The organism is Tenacibaculum xiamenense, assembly GCF_964513065.1.
Lineage (GTDB): Bacteria > Bacteroidota > Bacteroidia > Flavobacteriales > Flavobacteriaceae > Polaribacter > Polaribacter xiamenense.
Genome location: NZ_CAZEQU010000033.1, coordinates 535567 through 558934 on the forward strand (window position 1 = coordinate 535567; position 23368 = coordinate 558934).

The following is a 23368-nucleotide window of genomic DNA, read 5'->3' on the forward strand; positions in this document are numbered from 1 at the left end:
TATTTTATCAGCTGCAATTAATTTTGCTTCCGAAAAAGTTCTATTGAATTAACACAAAAAACATTAATTCTGGTTTCCAGTATTTGTTAATCCCATAGAAATAAAGCTTAAATATCACTCACACAATAGAGTTTAACCTAATCAGTTATAAAAGTATAATAAAATAACAGTAGCTAAGAAGTGTTTCAACTACTATATAGACCTAGGTGTTATCCAGTGCTATTTACAATTGCTTAACTTCTACTTTAAACAAAGCCTCAAAAATATCAAATATTTGATGTGCATCTTTTTTTCTAACAGAAATAACATATTCGCAGTCCATTTCCAGCTTTTGACTCACAATTTTTAGATTGCGCTCTTTAATTATTCTTTGAACTTTATTCATCATATCGTAGCCAAACTTCAATTTATAAAGAACATCAATAGTTCTTTCAACAATTTCAGAGGCTTCCAAGGCTAATTGAGCAGAAGTTCTATATGCGTTTATCAATCCTCCTACTCCAAGTTTTGTTCCACCAAAATATCTCACCGAAACAATTAATACATTTGTAACATCAAACGCCTGAATTTGACCATAAATCGGCTGTCCTGCAGAATTACTCGGCTCCCCATCATCATTTGCTCTAAATCGAATCTTTTCTGTACCCAGTTGCCATGCATAACAATGGTGTCTAGCAGTATGATGTAGCTTCCTTAATTCTTCTAATCTCTCCTTAATATCTTCTTCTGTTGAAACTGGGAAGGCATAACCGAAAAACTTACTATTTCTATCTTTAAACAGTGTTTCTTCTGAAGGTTTAGTTAGCGTTTTATATGTGTCTTTTATTTCTTCACTCATTAGGCTACTGTCACTAAAATAATTCCAATAATTGCAAGTGCTACTCCTATTTTATTCTTTAAACTGAAGGTTTCTTTAAATAATAAAAGCCCAAGTAAAGTTGATACAACAACAATTCCAACATTATTAATAGTAAACAACTGAGAACTCTCAAAATTCTTATTTTGAAGAGCTTTAACCAAAAAAACAATAGAATAATAATTAGGTATACCTAACACCACTCCTGCGATAATACTCTTTAACTCAAATTTTTCCTTTAAAACAAAATATTTAATGATCAAAATAATTAAACCAAAGAATGCAGCAAAACCGAATAGGCTTCCAGAAAAGAAATCTACCTCTTTTTCAGAAACGTAGTTGGTTTCAATAAATTTTAAGGTAGTATCTATAACACCTGACCCTAAAAAGAGTAAAACAGGAAACAGCAGTCTACCTTTATTATTTGATTCGTTATCTTTTACAGAAGATAGGTATACCGCCGCCAATGCGATTACAATTCCTATTAATTTAAAAAACGAAGTACTTTCCTTATAAAGTATAATTCCGAAGACAATAGGCACTACTACCGACATTTTTCCTGCTATGGATGCCACTGAAACTCCATTATATTGTGCAGTTTTTGCCATTACAAAAAAAATGGTTACAAAAAGTAAGCCCAGAGCAACAGCCCCTAAGAACCATGGTTGGTCTCCAATTGTTCCTATACTACCGATAGTATTCGCTGATAGCATTCCTAATAAAAATGCCACTATATAATTAACTACAATCGCTTGTAGCGTATTTACTTTATAAATACCAAAGTATTTAAAAATTGCGAACAACGATGTGGAAAACACTATACTTAATATAAGGTGTAACATACTATTTAAAAATGCTCCTATCTAACAAATTAACTACATCTTCTTTTTCAGGATTTATATTCCATACTTTTATACCTAATTTCTCAGCAGCAATTATATTTTCTTCTGTATCATCTATAAAAATTGTTTCTTCAGCTACTAAGTCATTTTCATTTAAAACAAATTCATAAATATCGGTATTCGGTTTTCTTAAGTTTATTTCATGAGACAAATAAAACTTTTCAAAACAAACTTTAAACTCATTGTATAATTTATCTCCCCAATCTCTTTGTATCCAAGAAATATGTAAATCGTTAGTGTTGCTCAATAAAAACAATCTGTAATTACCTTTTTTGGCTAATTCTTTAAGAAAGTCTAATCTATGAAGAGGGAAGTCTAATAAAATTGCATTCCAAGCATCTATCAAGCTTTCTTTTTTAAGATTGAATTTATCATGAAAAAAACCGACAAACTCGTCAGTAGTTATCAGTCCCATTTCATATTTATAATACGTCTCCATCATTTCTTGAGTTATTTCAGTAACCCCTAGCTGAGCCAATTCCTTGTAAGTTGCTTGCTTATCCAAATTGATGAAAACATCTCCAAAATCAAAAATGATATTTTTAATCATTCTTATATATCCTTATTATATCGTTAATATTTCTTTTTTCTTTTGCCACTGACCTCTTAAACTCAGGTCCTTTCGTTCCTTCATTAAATTCACCTTCTCCGACAAACACTCTCGCTTCATCCCATAGATTATTATCTATGAATTGCTGTAAGGTTTTTGTACCTCCTTCAATTATAATTGATTGAATTTTATGCTTATTAAGTACCTCAACAACTTCATATACTAGGTTCTGAGAAAAATCTACATATTCATAAATAATATTCGAAGAGCTACTTTTGTTTTTTTCACAAATAACAATGGTCTGTTGATCTTTCGAAAACACATTACTGTTTAAAGGCAACTTTAAGTATCTATCAATAACAACTCTTATGGGGTTATTCCCTTTCCATTTTCTTACATTTAAAGATGGATTATCTAATCGAACCGTATTTGTACCTACTAAAATAGCGTGTTCCTGACTACGCCATTTATGCACGAGTTGCTGAGAATATTGATTAGAAATCCAAACAGGTTTTAGCTCTTTTTTAACTAATGGCGCAATAAATCCATTTTTAGTTTCAGCCCATTTTAAAATGATATATGGTCTTTGCTTGTTTTGTACAGTAAAAAAACGTTTGTGATGCTCAAAACACTCTTCTTCAAGAACACCCACAGTAACATTACAACCGGCTTTTTCTAATCTTTTAATACCTTTTCCTGATACTAGCGAATTTGTATCAATACAGCCAACAACTACGTTTGGTATTTTCTTAGCAACAATTAAATCCGCACAAGGAGGTGTTTTTCCATGATGAGAACAAGGCTCTAACGTAACATAAATTGTAGCCTTTTGAAGTAATTCCTGATTTTTAACTGAGTTAATTGCATTTACCTCAGCATGAGGTCCTCCATATGGAGAAGTAAAGCCCTCTCCTATTATTTTATTATCATAAACTACCACCGCTCCTACTGAAGGATTGGGTCTACACGTACCTAAACCATTTTTTCCAAGCTGAATGCAACGCCTGATATATTTTTCGTGAGTTAACAATCTTATTTATCTATTCTATTTTTTACAAGTTGAGCAAATAACTATTCTCATCGAATTTTTTGCAGTACCTTGCCAAAGCAAAAATACTATATTCATATGACTCCGTCAGATTTTATTATAAGAGAAATAAAACCAGATGACAATCTTGAAGTTGCTAAGTTAATCAGAAATGTATTAATAGAATTTGGGGTTCCAAAAATAGGCACTGCTTATGAAGATAAAGCAACAGATGAAATGTATGAAACCTACCAAAATTTAGTTGGCAACTATTATGTTATTGAACATAATAATAAAATAGTTGGCGGTGCAGGTTATTCTAAGCTGGAAGGAACAGATAAAAATATTTGTGAATTACAAAAAATGTATTTCTTACCAATTACAAGAGGTAAAGGTTTAGGTAGTAAATTGATTAATCATTGTTTGGATAATGCTAAAAGAGAAGGTTTTGAACAATGTTATTTAGAAACCATGCCCTATATGGAGGCCGCCAGAGCCTTGTACAAAAAAAATGGTTTTATAAATATAGATAAGCCTCTAGGAAGCACAGGACACTATTCGTGTAATGTTTGGATGATTAAAGATTTACTATAAATGACAATAAAACAGCTAAAGTCCGTATTTTCAGAAGAGCTTTCTTCCATTTACCCTAAAACAGAAATTGACACTTTCTTCTATATTACTGTTGAAGAATATTTGAATTTCAAAAGGATTGATACGGTACTAAAAGCTGGTGAAGAAATTGAAAAAGAAACAGAACAAATTATCTTATCCTTATTAGATCGACTAAAAAAGGAAGAACCTATTCAATATATTATAGGTAAAACTGAGTTTTATGGACTCCCTTTTAACGTAAACAGCAACACCTTAATTCCTCGACCAGAAACAGAAGAGCTAGTTCAATGGATTATTGAAGAATCTTCTTCCTTTGGCAAGGAAATAAAAATCCTGGATATCGGCACTGGATCTGGATGTATTCCTATAAGTTTAAAAGTTAATCTCCCTAGTGCAAAAGTCTCTACTATTGATATATCTTCAGAGGCTATTCAAATTGCTAAACAAAACGCTCTTATTAATAATGTGGAAATTGAGTTTATAAATAGTGACATACTCCAAAATAAATCACTACCTGACAATTACGACATTATCGTTTCAAACCCTCCATATGTGCGAGAACTTGAAAAAGAAGAAATAAAAAACAATGTTCTACTTAATGAACCTCATTTAGCGCTATTCGTTGAAAATGATAATCCTCTTATTTTTTATGATAAAATTTCAATTCTCGCTTCAAAACATTTAAATAAAGGAGGCATATTGTTTTTTGAAATTAATCAATATTTAGGAAAAGAAACTTCTCAACTTGTAAAAAATAATGGTTTTAATACCATTCACCTAAGAAAAGACTTATTTGGTAATGACCGAATGATTAAGGCAACCTTATAATAAAGGGCAAATTAGGTATCCACTTCTCCCATTTTACTTTACAAAAATTCATTCAACTATAAAAAAGTGTATTTCACCTTCGATTAACGGCATATACACCTACTTTCCAACTCAAAAGAGAAAAGATATACTACTTTTAAATCGTAGAAACAAATCAACTCCTACTACTACTAACCATTTCATGATAGCGTTTCTATAATTAAGTAGCTAATCATAAATTTTTTAACAATTAATACCCTATAATAATATTAAAATGGAAAAAGTAGATCTTACTATGCTTATCGAAAAGTCACAAGCAGAATCTGGACTGGTTTTTGACTCAGAAGGCCATGTACTTGACTCACACAATGTATCCAATGAAAATAATGTCTCTGCTATGATCAGTGTAATGGCAACCATGTCTGATGAACTTCTTCAGGACACCATGGGGGCTAAAGCTTCAAAACTTATCTCTTTGGCATCAGAAAGTGGGTTCATTATTATCAATAAAATAAATAAAGATCAATCAATTTGTTTAATGACAAAAGATCTTTCAAAGGCAAATTTTATGAAGCTTACCCTTCGTAAAATAGTTTCAAAATAATAGCAAAACATTTTTATTAACTTAATCCTTTTTATTATGAAAGAAATATTAAACGACCTAATTACGAACTTAAAAGCAATTGACGGTTTTGTTGCCGTATCAATTACAGACGTAGCCTCTGGAGAAGCCTATGATTCATTTACAGCAGATAAGAAATTCGATCCGAATTTAGCCTCTGCTTATAATTTAGAAGTTGTAAAAGCAAAATTAAAAGCAATTGAAGCTTTAGGTTTAAAAGAAGAAATTCAAGATATTACAATTACTTTATCTTCTCAAATACATATTATAAACATTGCTCCTAGTGGAAACTATTTCATCTATTTAGCAGTTGATTCTAAAAAGGCAAATATGGGTATTACCAAAGCTATGCTGAATAAACACAAAGCTAAATTAAACGAAGCACTATAAAATATAACACATGAAAGACACCAATCACTTACCTATTGACAAATCGTTAAAAAAACATTTGAACAATCAACTGAAAACCTTTAGGAAATATAGATTTTCAGAAGGAGTTGTAGCATCAACTGCAAAGAAAAAGAAAGCTTTTCTTGATATATTATTTGACGAACATGATAGTTTAGGTGATATGATGAAAGCTTTGTTCTAAAAAAGAACAAAATACAAAAGTAGAGAAAAGAAAAGCTTAACTCTTTCAATTATACAACTTGGGTAACGAATATTGCTTAAGATTATATGGTGAAGATACCTTCATAATAAAAGGTTTTCCCCTTATTACATGACATATAACAATGTTTATACCCCTTTAATCAATAAAAAATTATGAGTAACAACAGACCAACCCCAGTCAATGAAGAAATTGCTTGGGACAAAACGAAAGTTATTAAAAGTAAAACTGATGAAGTAGGTACAATTACTTATGTTAATAACATTTTCATAGAAGTAAGCGAATATACTAAAGATGAGCTTATAGGTCAACCACATAACATATTAAGACACCCAGATATGCCTAAGGTTATTTTCAAAACTTTATGGGATCATTTAAAGGCAGGAAATAACTTCAATGCGGTGGTTAAAAACCTGACAAAAACAGGTAAGTATTATTGGATTGTTACCAACTTCGATATCTTCAAGGATCCTTCAGGTAAACCTACAGCCTTTTTAGGAGCTAGAAGTTTTGTTCCAGATGCAGTAATAAATACTATTGCGCCTCTTTATGCAAAATTATTAGAACTTGAAGCAAGTGGTGGTATTGATGCTAGTGAAAAACACTTAAACGAATTTGTTGCAGACAAAGGAGGAGATTATGTTTCCTTTATTAAACAAATAATATCAGATAATGGAGTAGATACTAGCTCTTGGTAGAAAGCATTAAAATTCGTTAAATAAAAAATATTTAAATATTATGAACCTAGAAGACATAAAAAAATACTCACAAACAATTAGTGGCCAACTTGGAGGGCTTATATCAATCACCATCATTTCCGCGGAAGACGGAATGGTTGTAGATTACTATAGTAGTAATGAAGATATTGATAACCAATTAGCGGCTTCATTCCAAGTTGAAGTACTTAGACAGATTACCAGAGGGTTAAACTACATTGATGATCTTGAAAATAAGGAAATACACAACTTAATGGTTAGTTTAGAAGGACAAACACATTTCGCTTTCCTATCTGATTCTAAAGACCTAATTGTTCATATTATCGCTGATAACAAAGAAACTAATGTTGGAATGGTTAATTTATTCCACAGAAAGAATAAACACTTATTAGATTAAACATAGCGAAGTTTATTTCTAAGTAAAGAATATATGATAATAAAACCTCCTTTTAGTTTTAAGGAGGTTTTATCTTTTTTACTAGTTATTAAGATTTTATTTATTGCGTAATAACACGAACTTAACTATTTCGCCTTTCCATAACCAACAAACAAAAGACGGTTTTGTTTCTACTTCTTCTTATTTTCTTTTAGTACAGAAAAAATTAATTTTAACTTTTTAATTAGATCGTAAATTTCATCATTAGTATAGCTCGCAAATCCCATTCGAATTGCATTGTGTGATTTACCTGCCATATCATAACGTTTCCAATCTCCTAGAGAAAATTTATGCTTTACCCCCTCTCTCTTCACTTCTTCCCATGTGTATTCCGAAGAAAGTTTAACCCAAATTGCCATTCCTCCCTTAGGAATACTAAAATCTAAATAGTCAGACAACTCACTATTCAACAAACTGCAAAACAAATCTCTCCTCTCTTCATAAATTTTTAAAATCTTTCTAATATGTCTGTCCAAATCACCAGACTTTATGAATTCAGCGAAGGTCAGTTCTAGTATTGCGTCTCCTTGCCTATCTACATACCCTCTATATTTAGACGCCTCTTTAACAAATGATTCAGAGCCTATTAAATAACCTATTCGAAATACTGGAGCTACCGTTTTACATACAGAACCTATGTAAATCACATTTTTCCGATCATCATGGCTGGCTAAAGGTAAAATTGGTGCATGATTATAATTAAAATCGTAATCATAATCATCTTCAATAATGGCAAAACGATATTTTCTTGCTAAATTCAAAAGATGCAGTCTTCTCTCTGCGGATAAAGTAACTGTAGTTGGATGATGATGATGTGATGTAATATAAACCGCCTTTATAGAAGAAGTTTTACATATGCTTTCAATTTGCGAAGTTACTATTCCTTCAGAATCAACCTCTACTCTTTTTAATGTTGCTTCCCTTTGCATAAAGGTTATATCTGCTGACGAATAATTGGTCATTCCTACAACGATTACATCATTTTTCTTAAGGAGTAGTTGTGCGCTTAGCCAAATTCCCATTTGACTTCCTCTTGTTATCAAAAGATTATTCTTTGTTATTTTTAATCCTCTCGATGAATTCAAATACTCAACCAGCACCTCTCTAAGCCTTTCATTTCCAAAAGTAGATCCGTATGAAATATCTTTAAAAATGTTCTTTCTAGCCGATATACGTCTATAAATTCTTCCTATTTCAACTGTTGGAGCTAATCTGGTGTCAGAAATACCATCATTTATAGTGGTCCATTCCTCCCCTTTAATTAGTTCTTTTTCTGGTAACAACGATTCTTTATAAAAAGCAAAATCAGAACTAACTTCTTCATCATCTTCTTGCTTTACACCTAATAGTTCTTGTTGATTCAAAATAGGAAGGTCATCTTTTACAAAAGTTCCCTTTTTAGGCACACTTTTTACCCATCCTTGTTGTTCCAATTCTTCGTAACAGGCCACTACAGTCTTCCTATGCACATCCAGTAAATTAGATAAAGGTCGAGTTCCCAAAAGTTTAGTCCCGTTAGGTAATTTCCCCTCACTTATATACAAAATAAATTGATTTGCTAATTGTAAATATAGAGCTTGACTTGTATTCTTTTTAAGAACAAAACTAGTTTTATACGGAAACATCTGGACTACTTAATTTATTAATTCTGGACTAAAACAATAGTCCTTAAATATAGTATTTTTGTTAACGAAGCTAAATTAAATATTACATTTTTTACAAAACTATGTCTCGACAACACAATTACAACGCAACCATAAAATGGACTGGAAACAACGGTACAGGTACTTCTGGATATAAGAATTACGAACGCAGCCATGAAATTAGTATTGAAAATAAAACGACTATAATGGCATCTTCAGATCCAAGTTTTAGGGGAGATAAAACTAAGCACAACCCCGAAGATTTGTTGGTTTCATCTGTATCTACTTGTCATATGCTCTGGTACCTACACTTATGTTCAGAAGCTGGAGTTGTGGTGATGGAATACATTGATAACGTCAAAGGTACTATGGTTGAAACTAGTAATGGTGGAGGAAAATTTGTTGAAATTACACTACAACCAATGGTAACTGTTAAAGAGCCTTCTATGGTTGAAAAAGCCAATGAACTTCACCACATGGCAAATAAGCTCTGTTATATTGCGAACTCTCTTAATTTCCCTGTTAATCATATCGCGAAAACAGAGTATTTAAAATAATTTAAACATAAGTATAGAATATATAAAACCTTAATTCTATGAAAATAAAAAACAGTACCCCAAATAACATTGATGAAATTTTCAATTTATATGAAATGGCTACTAAGTTTCAAAAACAGAAATTAGCCGTTCATTGGTCTCAATTTGAATTGGAATTAATAGAAGAAGAAATTGCTGAAAATAGGCAATGGAATATTTCAGAAAACGACCAAATTATATGTATATGGGCTACTGCTTTTAGCGACCCTCAAATTTGGGGAGAAAGAAATTCTGATCCTTCTATTTATATTCACAGAATTGCGACCCACGTAGAATTTAAGGGGAGAAATTTGGTAAAAAAAATTGTTGACTGGGCCATTAAGTATGCAAAAGAAAACAAAAAAGAATTTATTCGTATGGACACCGTTGGTGAAAATCAAGGTCTTATATCGTATTACCAAAAATGTGGTTTCGACTTTATTGGCCTTCGAAAAATTCAAGACGCAAAAGGGCTGCCACAGCATTATTTGAATGCTACAGTTTGTCTTTTTGAATTAAAAATCGTTTAAAGCTATAGTTATGCTGGAAATTAGACCAAATTGCGAACATTGTGGTCAAGATTTACCCTATGATTCAACGGAAGCCATGATCTGCTCTTTTGAATGCACTTATTGCAAAACTTGTGCTTTAGAAGTGTTTAACAATGTTTGTCCATCCTGTAATGGAAATTTCGTAGAAAGACCTATCAGACCTAAGAAACATTTGAAAAGCAACCCTGCATCTTCCGTAAAAGTTTACGCTCCAAAGGACATAAATAAACTTATGGAAACCATAGAGTTTTTCAAAAATATTCCTCCTAATAAAAGATAAGAACTTGAAATAATTTACACATGATAGAAATTAAAAGAGCAAAGGTATCAGATAGCGAGGTTGTAGCTTTACTAGGTAGAATAACTTACTCTGAATCACATGGTCATTTTATTGAAAACAAACAAGACCTATTTGATTATAATAGCATGGCGTTTTCAATTGAAAGGACTTCAAAAGATTTAGCAGATACAAATAACCTCTACTTTATTCTTTATTACAACTCTTTCCCCGCTGGATATGCCAAAATTGTATTGAATGCAAAAAATGAAAATGTAGATTCAAACAATTGCTGTCGATTAGAACGAATATATATATTGAATGAATTCCTTTCTTTAAAACTTGGTCAAAAGACCTTAGATGTAATGCTAAAGAAGGCTAAAGAATTGAATTTTGACACCATTTGGCTAACAACATATATTAAAAATTATAGAGCGATTAAATTTTATCAAAAAAATGAATTCTTACATGTTGGAAATTATTCTTTTCGAGTTGGAGGGACTGACTACGACAACTTCGTTTTTTCAAAATCTTTATAAATTATAACTGAAATGAAAGAGTATACTAAATCAAAATTAAACAGAGTAAAAAGAGGTGCAAACCGAGCTGTATACGACCAAGAAGAAATCAACAAAATTATAGATGCAGGATTTCTTGGCTATGTGAGTTATACCTACGATGGTGTACCTATTAGCATTCCTATGGCCTATGGAAGAATTGGTAATAAGATTTATTTGCATGGCTCAAACGGCAATAGAATGTTAAAATCGTTGCTTTCCTTAGAAACCGTCAGCATCACTATTACTCATTTAGATGCGTTAGTCCTTGCTCGCTCTGGTTTTCATCATTCGGTAAACTATCGTTCTGCTACTATTTTTGGGGCTCCTAAAAAAATAGAAGATGATGAACAAAAAGAAGTCGCATTAAAATGTGTTCTCGATTATATGATACCAAACAGATGGGATAGTTTAAGAGAAATGAGTCAAAAAGAGCTAGATCAAACATTAGTTATTGAAATTTCAATTGATACTGCGTCTGCAAAAATTAGAAATGTAGGAGCTATTGACGAACCCGAGGATGAAGTTTTACCTATTTGGGCAGGAATTGTACCAATAGTTCAAAAGGTAGAAAAACCTGTCTCGGATGAAAAATTAAACGCAGATGTTGAAATTCCACCTCATGTAATCGAATATTACGAAAACCATAAATAATTTGGTAACTTAGCTTTAGAACACTCAAAAGTTAACGATGAAAAAACTATTGAAAATAGCTGGTTTTTTGCTATTAGTTATAGCTGTTGTTATAGGAATATATATTTACAGTAAAAATGAGTCTATTCCAAGGGGAAAAGAAGGAAAAAAAGCTGATGAACTAGCGCTAAAAATGTTAAGGTCCTTAAACTATGAGGCATACAAAACTACGCGTTTTATTGAATGGAGTTTTAGAGGAAAACATTTTTATAAATGGGATAAAGAATTGGATACTGTTTCTGTTCAATGGGGCGATAATAGAGTTTCTTTAAATACTAAACTACCAGAAAAAAGCATTGTTTATATAAAAAATAAAAAGGAAAATGCTCCGGAAATACGTCAAAAAGCTATCGATTATTTTAATAATGATAGCTTTTGGTTAGTTGCTCCTTATAAAGTATTTGAAAACGGTATAAAACGAAGCTTTGTGAGTCATAACAATAAGGACGCTTTATTAATAACTTATACTTCTGGAGGTTCGACACCAGGAGACTCCTATCTATGGATTTTAGATGAAAATGGAAAACCAGTTTCTTATAAAATGTGGGTTTCTATTATACCAGTTGGTGGTATAGAGGCTACATGGAACGACTGGATTACTTGTGAATCAGGAGCCATCCTTCCTTCTAAACATAAACTTTCTATTGCTACTCTTGATATGGGAAATGTAAAGGGGTATAATTAAATTACTCACCAGAGATTTAAATCCTAGGCTCTAAATAAAACTTGTATTTCAATTCAACAACGCCCCGTTCAACAATCACACTAATTTTCTTATTCGGTCTTTCTTGAAACAATGCTGTAATGGACTCAAGTGTGTATTCATGGCCAAACTTTCCGTTAATTCTTTTTATAATATCGCCTGGCTCTAGACCTGCAATATCAGCTGGTGACCCTTTAACAACACTTTCAATTTTAAATGATGGCTTAAATTTATAAGCATAACTGGTAACAAAAGAAATAACATTTCCATCAGTATCATCAGTAGCAAAAGTTGTTCTACTTGATATATCGCTTTTCTCTTTAACCAACTCCAATCCATTATAAACTACATGTAACCCACTCATGTTGTAATGAAATCCCTTCTTTAATGAGCTTGACTTCTTTAGAATAAATTTCTTGTTGGGGTAATCAATCCACACTTTAAAACGCTTTAAAATTCCTCCACCAATACTTCCATTTCTTCTTTTAAATTTTCTAGCATTTATAGTAGATACCGAATCTAAAAAGGAAGCCGTTGGGTTTTCTAGAGTATATTTTCCAATTTTCACCTTGCTAACTCTGCTTCTTTTACCATAAATGGTTCCACTCAACCCTTCTCCCAAAATATCGATAAAGTATTTTTCTGGAGTAACAATATTTTTCTCGGTTCCTTCAAACATCCAAATGGCATCGCTTCCACCTGAATCAATAAGCATGGTGACAGGGATATCCTCTTTATTATCAGTGCTTACAATAATATCAACAAATGGTTTATTCTTATAAAAATCAATATCTAATACTTCACAAGATCTACATTTTGGTTGTTTGTAAGCCTTAGGCTCATATAAAGTAAGCGTTTTACTATTATAGTTTACCTTTACAATTACGTCCTTCAATAAATCGTGACCAATAATTCCATGGATCGTAGTTCCCATTTTAGAAGAAAGTTTAAAAGTATCATCTAAAATCACAAATATTTCCTGACTGAATCCCAAAACATTTTTAATACGAACTTCATTACTTTTCGAGCGAATCGCTTCCACCGGTTTTCCAGCTCCAAGTCCCCTAATAAAAACCTTTTGAGTGTTTTTAAGCGTTAAACTATCTTTTTCATTTAAATTAAAAAGAATTGACTTTCTTACCCCAGTATCCAATATAAACGAAAGTTCCTTTCCATTGATACTTAGAGGGAAAACAATTAAATTGTTGATTAAGCGAAATTTTACAACTTCTTTTTCGGATTTTTTTATGAATTGAAATTTGGACTGCGCTTTAATTGCTGAAATTGAGAGCAATAACAGTAAAAGTATTTTTTTCTTCAAGGGCTAATGTTTAGGGTGTTAATAAATATACAATCATATTTTTATTTTATGTAAAATTTAGGATATTTTTAACCTAATTTTTTTAATTAAAACGCTGTTATTTTGTCAAAATATTTTCGCAAATTTGCCGCATAAACAACTAATTTTTTTGAAAAATGCCATCTATTTCTAATAAAGGAAATTCTATGCCTCAATCGCCAATAAGAAAATTGGTACCTTATGCTGAGGCTGCAAAAAAAAATGGAACAAAGGTTTATCATTTAAACATTGGTCAACCAGATATTAAAACTCCTCAAGTTGCCCTAGATGCTGTAAAAAATAATTCAATCGAAGTATTGTCTTATGCTCGTTCTGAGGGATCTGAAATATATAGAACTAAATTAGCTAATTACTACGAAAAAAACGACATTAACGTTACCGCTAATAATATTATTGCTACTACTGGTGGTTCTGAGGCTTTATTGTTCACAATTGGTAGTATTACTGACCCTGGAGACGAAATTATTATCCCTGAGCCTTTCTATGCTAATTACAATGGATTCTCTACTGCTTCTGGAGTTAAAGTGGTACCTGTAATTTCAAAAATTGAAAACAATTTTGCATTGCCTGCAATTGAAGATTTTGAAAAATTAATTACTTCAAAAACAAAAGCTATTTTAATTTGTAACCCTGGAAATCCTACCGGATACCTTTATAGCAAAGAAGAATTGGAAAAATTAAAGCAAATAGTTGTAAAACATGATTTGTTCTTAATTGCTGATGAAGTATATCGTGAATTTACTTATGATGGTGAAAAGCACAACTCTGTAATGTCTTTAGACGGATTAGATCAACATACTATTATGATTGACTCTGTTTCTAAACGTTACAGCATGTGTGGTGCTCGAATTGGTTGTATTGTTTCTAGAAACGAAGAATTTATCAATACAGCACTTAAATTTGCTCAAGCTCGTTTAAGTCCTCCTACCTATGCTTTATTAGCTAGTGAAGCGGCATTAGATACTCCTCAAAGTTATTTTGATGAAGTAATTGAAGAATATCAAGAAAGAAGAAATATTTTAATTTCTGAGTTACAGAAAATCGAAGGAGTTCGCGTGGCGAATCCAAAGGGCGCATTCTATTGTATCGCTGAATTACCAGTTGAAAACTCTGAAGACTTTGCTCAATGGATTTTAGAAAAGTTCCATCACAATAATGAAACTCTAATGGTTGCTCCAGCAGGTGGTTTCTATTCTACAAAAGGTGAAGGGTTAAATCAGGTACGTATTGCCTACGTATTAAATAAAGAAGATTTAACTCGTTGTGTAGAAATACTTAAGGTAGCATTAGAACAATACAATAATCAATAGTTTGAAAATACAACAAAACATATCTCTTAAAGAGTTTAACACGTTTGGTATTCATGTGAATGCCAAACGTTTTGTTTCTATAGAATCTTTATATCATTTACAAGAACTTTTAAAAACTGAAAAGGATGTTTTCCTCATAAGCGGTGGAAGTAACATGCTTTTAACAAGAGATATTGATAAACTTGTTGTTCATATTAATATAAAAGGAATTTCTATTGATCGTGAAAATGAAAACTCAGTTCATTTAACGGTTAATGCTGGTGAAAATTGGCACGAGTTTGTTTTATGGTGCATTTCAGAAGGATATGGCGGAATAGAAAACCTCTCATTGATACCTGGTAATGTTGGAACTTGTCCCATTCAAAATATTGGAGCTTACGGTGTCGAAGTTAAGGATGTTATTACTAAAGTAGAAGCCATTGAAATTACTACTGGTAAAATGCATACCTTCTCCAATGAAGATTGCGAATTTGGATATAGAAATTCTATTTTTAAAAACGAAGCCAAAGGAAAGTTTATAATTACTTCTGTTAGTTTTAATTTAACCAAACAAACACATAAACTAAACACTTCTTATGGTGCTATTGAAAAAGAGTTAAATGAAAGAAAAATAGAAACTCCTACAATTAAAGATGTTTCTGATGTTGTAATTTCTATTCGCGAATCTAAATTACCCGATCCAAAGAAAATTGGAAATAGTGGAAGTTTTTTCAAAAACCCAGTAATTTCAAAGGATCTTTTCGAAAAATTACAAAAAAAACATCCAAACATACCTTCTTATTCTGTTTCGAATACTGAAATAAAGGTTCCTGCTGGATGGTTGATAGAACAATCTGGTTTTAAAGGAAAACGTTTTGGAGAATATGGAGTTCACGAAAAACAGGCCTTAGTGCTAGTGAATTATAGTAATGCTTCAGGTAAGGACGTTTATGACCTAGCCAAACGAATTCAAAAAAAGATATTTGAAGATTATTCTATTAATCTAGAAATTGAGGTGAATATTATTTAAAATGTCCTCCTATTTCTTTTTTCTACTTTAACTGGAATTAACACGGTTTTTCTTGAACCGAAAATTGCGTTGATTAAATCTAAGATGTTGTTTGAAAATTTCATAATTAATGACTTTAAGGGATTATTCATTTATTATGACACATAAAAATTGAATAAGTCACATTTTATAATTTATAAACTAAAATTTTATTCAATTATTATTCAATATTTAAAAAAATGCGGATAATTTAGGGTGATTGTACTTAGAGGGAAATTTTGCTTTTCAAAAAAGAATAGCTAAATATTGTTAAATCATTTTTTTATTTATGTTATCAATTTAGAAAGAATTAAAACTTAATACCACACACAAAAATTAATTCTTCGTGTTTCTCCAAGTTTAAACTAGAAACTATTTTATGCAAAAAATAGCGGATAATTAAGGGCTTGTTTAGCTGGAGAGGGGTATTTACTATTTTAAAAAATAGGGGAAACTATATTAAAATGTTCTTCTATCTCTTTTTTCAACTTTAATTGGAATTAAAACTGTTTTTCTTTTACTAAAAATTGTATTTATTAAATCTAAGATAGTATTTGACCAATTCATGATTATAAGTATTTTGGGGTTATTCACACTTATATGACACCAAAATTTTAAATAGGTCACATTTTATAAATTAATATTCTTTTTTAAGTATGTTTATATGCTTAATAAGCCTTTCAACTTCAATGGCTAGCGTACCATTATAAACTCCACGAATTCTTTTTTCTTTATCAACTAACACAAAGTTTTCGGTATGAATAAAGGCATCTTTATCGCCAGTCTTTACAAAATCCTCATCAGCAAAATATCCATTTCTAGCAATATTATAGATATGTTCTTTATTTCCTGTAACTAAATTCCATTTTGAAGTTATTATCTCATTCTCTTTAGCATATTCTTTTAATACAGAAACAGAATCTTTTATGGGAGTTACCGTATGAGATAACAACTTAATTTCACTATCATTTTTAAATACCTCTTGAAGCTTGCTCATATTCTTTTCAAGCATAGGACAAATTCCTGGGCATGTTGTAAAGAAGAAATCGGCAACATAAATTTTGTTTTCAAAATTTTCTTGGGTAACCCTATTTCCTTCTTGGTTAATAAACTCAAAATTCGGAATTTTATGAATACTCTTATAATTAGCATCCTCTTTTGAAATCCATTCAGGAGTTAATTCCGCTGAATTAAAAAATGGCAATCTCTCATTCTCTTTTTTCTTGGTTGTTTTGCATGACAATCCTATAAATAAAACTATTATCAGTCTATTGAATACTTTCATCTTTAACATTTAACGAATAACATTTTTTTAAACCAATTACACCGTATCTCTCCCCATTTTTTGTTACAAAATTAGCTCTGATTTTACCATCAGGTTGCCACATTTTTTGTGCTCCTTCTTCTCTCCCATTACTATAATTAAAAAACTTGAACATTTGTCCATTTTTATACCAATCCTTCACTTCTCCATCATATTCACCAGAAGTATTAAAATGGTATTCAAATTTTTTGTTTCCATTTTTCCACCACCCTTTATGAATACCTACTTTTACACCTTCTTTGTAAAACCTTTCTTCAGCCAATTCTTCGTTTTCATATTTTTTTATCTCACTTCCGTTTTTTCTTCCATTACAATATTCAGAAAGTATGGACGTATAATTTACAGGATCATATGAGCTCAGTTTTCCAGAGAACTCTTCATTTTGAAAGAAAAGAACACCGTTAATTAAAGAAAAGTCCTCTTTGGAAAACTTATATATAGTATTTTTAGAACACTCTGTTTTACAACTCATGTAAAAACAAAGTACCAATCCAACTAAAATCGAGCTCTGAATTTTCATCAATTATTGAGAAATTGTTCCTGGAGTTCCGTAATATCCATTTCCATTCAAATACGGAGCGTCCGCAGTAATATTATAATGGTAAATTCCATCAGGAAAATCAACCGTTGCCGAAATATGACCATGGTACACATCCAAATCATCACTGGTAATTGTTGTACTTCCTTCTAAAGGACCATACACAGGGAAACCATCAGCCAATAATCCTAAAAATGCCGATTTCCCATATTGTTCTGTTAAATACAACGGTTCAATATGATAATGATACTGTCCTGCTTGTTGTGGGTGCCCCCAGTATTGATCAAAGGAATCAATTTCATTTGTAAGCGGTTGGTTATTTGGTCCAGCATATTGATTATAAAAAACCACTCCATTAACCGATATTCCTATAGGTCCAAGAGAAGTTTCTTGTTTGTTTGCAGCTTCTTTTGGGTATAAAGGAATCCTTAATGTTATATTTTGGCTTTGTATAGTATTAGGATTTTGATGCCAGTTCGGATTTGTTCCATTATACGCTTCATAGAGAGGATTATTTTGATCCCAATATGGACTTTTATGATCGGGCAAGTTATTCGTTGTAAACACAACATAATCTCCTTGAATCTCGTAACTTAATCCTTCTACATTATCAAATTTTGATAAAATAGGCCTAATATCATAAACTGTTTCATTGATAGGATCAGTATTTTCATTAACATCAGAATTATTATCCGAACTACAGCTACCTATTAACGTAGCTATCATAAGAACGCCGACCATTTTTTTTATGTTTTTCATAAGGAACACATTTAATCTATTTATAAACTAATACTTCTTAGACCTTGAAAATCAGTAATAGTTTAAAACAATTCTATTTTTTTTAATTTTATTCAAATTATTTTCTGAAGTCTATGATTTTTAGATTTAGTATCTTTGCACTTTAATTATTTATAACATGAAATTAATTTTTGTGACAATTGGTATGCTAGCTCTTGCTTTTGCTGGTATCGCCATTAAAATATGGGCTAAAAAAGATGGTGAATTTGCAGGAACATGTGCAAGTCAAAACCCTGTTTTGAACGAAACTGGAGAAGCCTGTGGTTTTTGTGGAAAAACTCCTGACCAATTTGACACTTGTAGCGAACCTCAACATAATTAATTGTTAAAATAGTATGCTCCTTACTGCTCTTTACTGCATTTTAGTGGCAGTTCTTTTGGTACAATTAATCTATTATTTATTTTTTTTTACACTTCCATTTAATAGTAAAAAAAACAGTGGATTAACTAATGCTAACAAAGCCGTTTCAGTAATCATTTATATTAAAAATAATGTGAATGAATTGAAGCAAAACCTTCCTTTCATCCTTAATCAAAAGTATGATGATTTTGAAATAGTTCTGATAAATCATTCTTCATCGGATGAGAGTTTGGATGTCATAAAAAACTTTCAACAAAATCACAATCATATTAAAGTAGTGAATGTTGAAAACAAAGAGGCTTTTTGGGGTAATAAAAAATATGCTTTAACTCTAGGAATAAAAGCTGCAAGTAATGATTTTTTGTTGTTTTTTGATATTCATTGTAAACCTTTAAGTGAACTTTGGATAAAAGAAATGGCTACCAAACTTGTTACTGAAACAAGTGTTGTTATTGGATACAAATCATTAACCAGTAATAAGTTTTCAATAAAAAACATTTTCATCAGGTTTTACAATACCCTATCATCTTTGAAAATGTTTATGTTTGCTAAACTTAATAACCCATACAAGGGGTACCATGAAAACTTCGGATACCATAAACAACTATTTTTTAATGTTAAAGGCTTTATCAACCACATAAATATATCTGAAGGTGAAACCGATTTATTTTTAAAAGATGCCAAATCTATTGCTAAGCCTCAAATACAACTGTCTACCGCTAGCTATGTAAAAGAGCAGTTTGTATTATCTTTTTCCGAGTTTTTTTCAAATTTTAGGAAACAACAAACCCTAATACGTTTTTATTCTGGTAAAACAAGATTTCTATTAAGGCTTTTTAATATTTCGAAGTTTCTTTTTTGGTTAATTTCCATATACTTATGCTTTAATAATTTAGTAATTGGACTTTCAGCCATTGCTTTTTACCTTCTTTTTCAATACGTATTTATTAGTAAAGCAGCAATAAAGCTAAAAGAAACTCAATTGTTATATTTTTTGCCAATATTGGATATAAGTTATGTATTTTTTGTACTTTTTACGTTAATATTAAACTTAGTCTCAAAACCTAAGCTTTGAAAATAGATACAGAATTAGTTTTAAAACATATAAAAGACGCCAAAAAAGGAAAACAAATTTCATTTAACTTTCTACTAGATCAATTTTGGGGAAGTGTTTATTATTTTCTATTAAAGAAAACTGAGAATGATAATGATGCAGAAGATATTGCTATTCAAACATTTTCAAAAGCATTTGAAAAAATAGATTCTTTTAACGAAGAGTATCAGTTTAAAACTTGGTTAATTGCCATTTCTAAAAATGTTTATGTAGATTTTCTCAGGAAAAAAAAGGCTTCAATTTCAATTACTACAACAAATGAAAAAGATGAAGAAGCTTTCTATGTTATTGACGATTCTCCTAGTCCTGAAGATAAAATAATTACTGAGCAGAACTTGGCTAAATTACTTCGAGATATTAAGCAACTGAAACCAAAATACCAAGAAGTCATAAACCTTCGCTATTTTCAAGAGCTTAGCTATAAGGAAATAGCTGCGCAACTTAATGAACCTATGAATAATGTGAAGGTAAAATTATTAAGAGCTAAAAAACTACTAGCGGAAATCATCAAAAACACACCCTAAATTTTAAAAAATCAACAACTAGTTAAAATTTAACTTAATTTATTAACGTTACATTATTTTTTACCTACCTTTAACATGATTTTAATTCCCTTTAAAAGTCATGAGAAAAGCTTTTTCAACTATTGGACCGGGATTACTTTTTGCTGGAGCCGCAATTGGTGTTTCTCACTTGGTTCAATCGACTAGAGCTGGAGCCGAATTTGGTTTTGGTTTACTTTGGGCCCTTGTATTAGTTCATATATTTAAATACCCATTTTTTCAATATGGCCCAAGATATGCATCCGCTACAGGAGAAACTCTACTTGATGGCTATCGTAAACTTGGTAAAGGAGTTTTAATAAGTTATTATATTTTAAACTTTGCAACAATGTTTACCATCCAAGCAGCCGTTACAATAGTTACAGCAGGTTTGGCTTCTCACCTATTCGGTATTACAAATGATGTCGTACTATGGTCTGGTGTTATCTGTGCAATTAGTTTCGCTATTCTTTTATTTGGAAAATATAAGGTTCTTGATAATTTAATGAAATACATTGTTGTTATTTTAACTATTAGTACTCTACTTACTGTTTTAGTAGCTATTTTTAGTACCAACAAAGGATTTACATTTACTCAAATATTGCCTTCTGGAACAGCCGAAATTACCTTTTTAATTGCCTTTTTAGGATGGATGCCAGCTCCTTTGGATATTTCCATTTGGCATTCTTTATGGTCGGTTGAAAAAAACAAAAACACCTTTGAAAAAATAAAACCCAAACAAGCCATATTCGATTTTAATGTTGGTTATATTGGAACACTATTTTTAAGTGTTTGTTTTGTTATTTTGGGTACTATGGTTATGTTCAAAACAGGTCAAACCTTTTCTAGTAAAGGAACCGTTTTTGCTTCTCAACTTATTAACCTATACACTAAAAACTTAGGTGATTTTGCTCATATATTTATAGGTGTAGCGGCTTTTACAACTATGTTTAGTACAACCTTAACAACACTTGATGCTTCACCACGTGCCATGGAAAAAACATCATTTCTAATCTTTAAAAGAAAAGCAATTCTCTCTTATTGGTTATGGTTAGTCATTTTAGCATGTGGTACTTTTGTTATTTTAAAATATTTCTTGTCAGATATGGGCTTTCTAATTAAAATTGCTACAATTTTATCTTTTTTGACTGCTCCTTTTTATGCTATCTTAAACTATATTTTAATTACAGGAAAACATACACCTGAAAAATACAGACCAGGAATAGGTTTAAAAATACTGAGCATTTCAGGTATTGTGTTTTTAATTTTATTCAGTATTTGGTTTTTGCTTAATTTCTAAATCTTTTCTTCGTAAATTTGTTCCTTCAATTTTAGTAATTAAAAATGGCAAACGAATCTGTAGTTTTACCTGAAAGAACAAAGAAGCCTAAGTGGTTGCGAGTTAAATTACCTGTTGGTAAAAAATATACCGAACTAAGAGGGCTTGTTGATAAATACAAGTTGAATACAATTTGTACTAGTGGTAGTTGTCCTAATATGGGAGAATGTTGGGGAGAAGGAACTGCTACATTCATGATTTTAGGGAATGTTTGTACAAGATCATGTGGATTTTGTGGTGTAAAAACTGGAAGACCAGATACTGTGGAATGGGATGAGCCAGAAAAAGTGGCACGTTCTATCAAATTAATGAATATTAAACATGCAGTAATTACTTCTGTTGATAGAGACGATCTAAAAGATGGTGGTTCTATTATTTGGTCTGAAACAGTACAAGCAATTAGACGTGCAAATCCTAATACTACATTAGAAACACTTATTCCTGATTTCCAAGGTAACGAAAAGTTAATCGATCGAATTATTGATGTGCATCCCGAAGTAGTTTCTCATAATATGGAAACCGTAAAAAGGTTAACAAGAGAAGTTAGAATTCAAGCTAAATATGATCGTAGTTTAGGGGTTCTGAAATACCTTAAAGAAAATGGTATGAGAACGAAGTCCGGAATTATGTTAGGGCTAGGTGAATCTGAAGAAGAAGTAATTCAAACCATGAAGGATTTAAGAGGTGTTGGGTTAGACATTATTACCATTGGTCAATATTTGCAACCAACAAAAAAGCATTTACCAGTTAAACAATTTATAACACCAGATCAATTTAAAAAATTTGAAAAGCTTGGTTTAGAAATGGGATTCATGTACGTTGAAAGTGGTGCTTTAGTCCGTTCTTCTTACAAAGCTCATAAACACGCCAGCTAATCATTAGATATTTGTTAACTTTTTAACGATATTCTGTTAATTAAATGTAAAATATATAAAATTCAAATAATTTAAAATTGATATTTTATAATTTTGGCACAGAATTTGAAACTAATAGTTTGTAAACAAATTAGTTTTGTTTTCATTGTGTAAATTATTTGAATTAGTTGATTAACAAAAGCCCGCTCTGAGAGCGGGCTTTTGGATTTTATATATCATTATGTACTAATTGTAAAAATCGTCTTCGTCAACTTTGATTGTAGTCAACTCTACTTTATGACCATCAGGATCCAAGGTATAAATAGAATGAAAATAATGATGATCTTGAAATGTAAATTCTAATCCCAATTCCGAATATCTCCTTTTTGCCTTTTCGAAATTTTCATTTGTTACATTAAATGCAAAATGATCAATCTTTCTATTTTTTGATTCCATATGAACTTCTGGATCTTCAAGATTTGCAGGAAACAAAGCCACTCCTGATTTTCCTGCTAACATGAAAATTGGGTAGTTTCCCCATTTTGGTAATTGATATTTTTTTAAGCCTAGAACATTTTGATACCACTCTACTGACTTCTCTATATTCTCGACTCGTATGGCTACATGATCCAAAAACCTAATTTCTATATCATTACTCATT

The 23368-nt window shown here is 31.0% G+C and carries 30 protein-coding genes; 20 read left to right on the top strand and 10 right to left on the bottom strand.

Annotated elements, in window-relative coordinates; all coding sequences use genetic code 11:
- Nucleotides 1-223: 223 nt before the first annotated feature.
- The 4 genes from ACKTTV_RS13360 to ribD are packed head-to-tail and all read right to left on the bottom strand — an operon-like array spanning nucleotide 224 to nucleotide 3338.
- The gene (locus ACKTTV_RS13360) at nucleotides 224-838 is read right to left on the bottom strand and encodes an IMPACT family protein (protein ID WP_408031345.1); all 615 of its coding nucleotides are present in this window, start codon (nucleotides 836-838) and stop codon (nucleotides 224-226) included.
- Nucleotides 838-1698 carry an EamA family transporter gene (locus tag ACKTTV_RS13365; RefSeq protein ID WP_408031346.1) on the bottom strand — a complete coding sequence of 287 codons (861 nt, stop codon included), beginning with the start codon at nucleotides 1696-1698 and terminating at the stop codon, nucleotides 838-840. The genes ACKTTV_RS13360 and ACKTTV_RS13365 overlap by 1 nt, the downstream gene beginning before the upstream one ends.
- Before the next feature lies 1 nt (nucleotide 1699).
- A complete protein-coding gene (locus ACKTTV_RS13370) occupies nucleotides 1700-2308 on the bottom strand; it encodes an HAD-IA family hydrolase (protein ID WP_408031347.1) in 609 nt (202 codons plus the stop codon).
- Nucleotides 2301-3338 carry a bifunctional diaminohydroxyphosphoribosylaminopyrimidine deaminase/5-amino-6-(5-phosphoribosylamino)uracil reductase RibD gene (gene ribD, locus ACKTTV_RS13375; RefSeq protein WP_408031348.1) on the bottom strand — a complete coding sequence of 346 codons (1038 nt, stop codon included), beginning with the start codon at nucleotides 3336-3338 and terminating at the stop codon, nucleotides 2301-2303. The genes ACKTTV_RS13370 and ribD overlap by 8 nt, the downstream gene beginning before the upstream one ends.
- Nucleotides 3339-3434: 96 nt before the next feature.
- On the opposite strand from ribD, the gene ACKTTV_RS13380 reads away from it, so the two are divergent.
- The 7 genes from ACKTTV_RS13380 to ACKTTV_RS13410 all read left to right on the top strand — a co-directional run bounded on the left by ACKTTV_RS13380 (nucleotide 3435) and on the right by ACKTTV_RS13410 (nucleotide 7102).
- Nucleotides 3435-3929 (top strand): GNAT family N-acetyltransferase, encoded by a 495-nt coding sequence (locus ACKTTV_RS13380; protein ID WP_408031349.1) that lies wholly within the window; start codon nucleotides 3435-3437, stop codon nucleotides 3927-3929.
- Nucleotides 3930-4778, top strand: coding sequence for a peptide chain release factor N(5)-glutamine methyltransferase (gene prmC, locus ACKTTV_RS13385; RefSeq protein ID WP_408031350.1), 849 nt, complete (start codon nucleotides 3930-3932; stop codon nucleotides 4776-4778).
- A 253-nt stretch (nucleotides 4779-5031) separates the two neighbouring features.
- Nucleotides 5032-5361: a hypothetical protein gene (locus tag ACKTTV_RS13390; protein ID WP_408031351.1), complete on the top strand. Its 330-nt coding sequence runs from the start codon at nucleotides 5032-5034 to the stop codon at nucleotides 5359-5361.
- A 36-nt stretch (nucleotides 5362-5397) separates the two neighbouring features.
- Entirely contained in the window at nucleotides 5398-5769 is a 372-nt protein-coding gene (locus tag ACKTTV_RS13395; RefSeq protein WP_408031352.1) for a hypothetical protein, read from the top strand.
- A 10-nt stretch (nucleotides 5770-5779) separates the two neighbouring features.
- The gene (locus tag ACKTTV_RS13400) at nucleotides 5780-5971 is read left to right on the top strand and encodes a hypothetical protein (RefSeq protein WP_408031353.1); all 192 of its coding nucleotides are present in this window, start codon (nucleotides 5780-5782) and stop codon (nucleotides 5969-5971) included.
- 173 nt (nucleotides 5972-6144) lie between these two features.
- Nucleotides 6145-6687, top strand: a complete 543-nt coding sequence (locus tag ACKTTV_RS13405) for a PAS domain-containing protein (protein WP_408031354.1) — start codon at nucleotides 6145-6147, stop codon at nucleotides 6685-6687.
- 40 nt (nucleotides 6688-6727) lie between these two features.
- The gene (locus ACKTTV_RS13410; RefSeq protein WP_408031355.1) at nucleotides 6728-7102 is read left to right on the top strand and encodes a hypothetical protein; all 375 of its coding nucleotides are present in this window, start codon (nucleotides 6728-6730) and stop codon (nucleotides 7100-7102) included.
- 170 nt (nucleotides 7103-7272) lie between these two features.
- Here ACKTTV_RS13410 and ACKTTV_RS13415 read toward each other — a convergent pair whose 3' ends face one another.
- The gene (locus ACKTTV_RS13415) at nucleotides 7273-8766 is read right to left on the bottom strand and encodes an aminotransferase-like domain-containing protein (RefSeq protein WP_408031356.1); all 1494 of its coding nucleotides are present in this window, start codon (nucleotides 8764-8766) and stop codon (nucleotides 7273-7275) included.
- Nucleotides 8767-8867: 101 nt separating this feature from the next.
- Between ACKTTV_RS13415 and ACKTTV_RS13420 the strand changes: the two genes are divergently transcribed.
- From ACKTTV_RS13420 to ACKTTV_RS13445, 6 genes are read left to right on the top strand one after another with little or no spacing between them, the layout of a single operon-like run.
- Nucleotides 8868-9341, top strand: a complete 474-nt coding sequence (locus ACKTTV_RS13420; RefSeq protein WP_408031357.1) for an OsmC family protein — start codon at nucleotides 8868-8870, stop codon at nucleotides 9339-9341.
- Nucleotides 9342-9379: 38 nt separating this feature from the next.
- On the top strand, nucleotides 9380-9889 hold the full coding sequence (locus tag ACKTTV_RS13425) for a GNAT family N-acetyltransferase (protein WP_408031358.1): 510 nt from the start codon (nucleotides 9380-9382) through the stop codon (nucleotides 9887-9889).
- A 10-nt stretch (nucleotides 9890-9899) separates the two neighbouring features.
- Nucleotides 9900-10190, top strand: coding sequence for a DUF1272 domain-containing protein (locus ACKTTV_RS13430; protein ID WP_408031359.1), 291 nt, complete (start codon nucleotides 9900-9902; stop codon nucleotides 10188-10190).
- Between the two features lie 20 nt (nucleotides 10191-10210).
- On the top strand, nucleotides 10211-10726 hold the full coding sequence (locus tag ACKTTV_RS13435) for a GNAT family N-acetyltransferase (RefSeq protein WP_408031360.1): 516 nt from the start codon (nucleotides 10211-10213) through the stop codon (nucleotides 10724-10726).
- A gap of 12 nt (nucleotides 10727-10738) precedes the next feature.
- The gene (locus ACKTTV_RS13440) at nucleotides 10739-11398 is read left to right on the top strand and encodes a pyridoxamine 5'-phosphate oxidase family protein (RefSeq protein ID WP_408031361.1); all 660 of its coding nucleotides are present in this window, start codon (nucleotides 10739-10741) and stop codon (nucleotides 11396-11398) included.
- Between the two features lie 37 nt (nucleotides 11399-11435).
- A complete protein-coding gene (locus ACKTTV_RS13445) occupies nucleotides 11436-12122 on the top strand; it encodes a hypothetical protein (protein ID WP_408031362.1) in 687 nt (228 codons plus the stop codon).
- 16 nt (nucleotides 12123-12138) lie between these two features.
- Here the strand turns inward: ACKTTV_RS13445 and ACKTTV_RS13450 are convergent, their stop codons facing one another.
- A complete protein-coding gene (locus ACKTTV_RS13450; RefSeq protein WP_408031363.1) occupies nucleotides 12139-13461 on the bottom strand; it encodes a retropepsin-like aspartic protease in 1323 nt (440 codons plus the stop codon).
- A 155-nt stretch (nucleotides 13462-13616) separates the two neighbouring features.
- Between ACKTTV_RS13450 and ACKTTV_RS13455 the strand changes: the two genes are divergently transcribed.
- The gene (locus tag ACKTTV_RS13455) at nucleotides 13617-14810 is read left to right on the top strand and encodes a pyridoxal phosphate-dependent aminotransferase (RefSeq protein WP_408031364.1); all 1194 of its coding nucleotides are present in this window, start codon (nucleotides 13617-13619) and stop codon (nucleotides 14808-14810) included.
- A gap of 1 nt (nucleotide 14811) precedes the next feature.
- The gene (gene murB / locus ACKTTV_RS13460) at nucleotides 14812-15819 is read left to right on the top strand and encodes a UDP-N-acetylmuramate dehydrogenase (protein ID WP_408031365.1); all 1008 of its coding nucleotides are present in this window, start codon (nucleotides 14812-14814) and stop codon (nucleotides 15817-15819) included.
- 655 nt (nucleotides 15820-16474) lie between these two features.
- On the opposite strand, the gene ACKTTV_RS13465 is transcribed toward murB, so the two are convergent.
- The 3 genes from ACKTTV_RS13465 to ACKTTV_RS13475 are packed head-to-tail and all read right to left on the bottom strand — an operon-like array spanning nucleotide 16475 to nucleotide 18458.
- Nucleotides 16475-17122: an SCO family protein gene (locus ACKTTV_RS13465; RefSeq protein WP_408031366.1), complete on the bottom strand. Its 648-nt coding sequence runs from the start codon at nucleotides 17120-17122 to the stop codon at nucleotides 16475-16477.
- Complete coding sequence (locus tag ACKTTV_RS13470) at nucleotides 17106-17633, bottom strand: toxin-antitoxin system YwqK family antitoxin (RefSeq protein WP_408031367.1); 528 nt, start codon at nucleotides 17631-17633, stop codon at nucleotides 17106-17108. Before ACKTTV_RS13470 ends, ACKTTV_RS13465 begins: the two co-directional genes overlap by 17 nt.
- A 51-nt stretch (nucleotides 17634-17684) precedes the next feature.
- The gene (locus ACKTTV_RS13475) at nucleotides 17685-18458 is read right to left on the bottom strand and encodes a YHYH protein (protein WP_408031368.1); all 774 of its coding nucleotides are present in this window, start codon (nucleotides 18456-18458) and stop codon (nucleotides 17685-17687) included.
- Nucleotides 18459-18615: 157 nt separating this feature from the next.
- Between ACKTTV_RS13475 and ACKTTV_RS13480 the strand changes: the two genes are divergently transcribed.
- The 5 genes from ACKTTV_RS13480 (at nucleotide 18616) to lipA (ending at nucleotide 22728) form a co-directional block, all read left to right on the top strand.
- Nucleotides 18616-18819: a membrane or secreted protein gene (locus ACKTTV_RS13480; protein ID WP_408031369.1), complete on the top strand. Its 204-nt coding sequence runs from the start codon at nucleotides 18616-18618 to the stop codon at nucleotides 18817-18819.
- Nucleotides 18820-18832: 13 nt separating this feature from the next.
- A complete protein-coding gene (locus ACKTTV_RS13485) occupies nucleotides 18833-19933 on the top strand; it encodes a glycosyltransferase (protein ID WP_408031370.1) in 1101 nt (366 codons plus the stop codon).
- On the top strand, nucleotides 19930-20496 hold the full coding sequence (locus ACKTTV_RS13490) for an RNA polymerase sigma factor (RefSeq protein WP_408031371.1): 567 nt from the start codon (nucleotides 19930-19932) through the stop codon (nucleotides 20494-20496). The genes ACKTTV_RS13485 and ACKTTV_RS13490 overlap by 4 nt, the downstream gene beginning before the upstream one ends.
- Before the next feature lie 100 nt (nucleotides 20497-20596).
- Complete coding sequence (locus tag ACKTTV_RS13495; protein ID WP_408031372.1) at nucleotides 20597-21814, top strand: Nramp family divalent metal transporter; 1218 nt, start codon at nucleotides 20597-20599, stop codon at nucleotides 21812-21814.
- A 44-nt stretch (nucleotides 21815-21858) separates the two neighbouring features.
- Nucleotides 21859-22728 carry a lipoyl synthase gene (lipA, locus tag ACKTTV_RS13500; protein WP_408031373.1) on the top strand — a complete coding sequence of 290 codons (870 nt, stop codon included), beginning with the start codon at nucleotides 21859-21861 and terminating at the stop codon, nucleotides 22726-22728.
- Nucleotides 22729-22953: 225 nt separating this feature from the next.
- Here lipA and ACKTTV_RS13505 read toward each other — a convergent pair whose 3' ends face one another.
- Nucleotides 22954-23367 (bottom strand): VOC family protein, encoded by a 414-nt coding sequence (locus ACKTTV_RS13505; RefSeq protein ID WP_408031374.1) that lies wholly within the window; start codon nucleotides 23365-23367, stop codon nucleotides 22954-22956.
- Nucleotide 23368 lies beyond the last annotated feature (1 nt).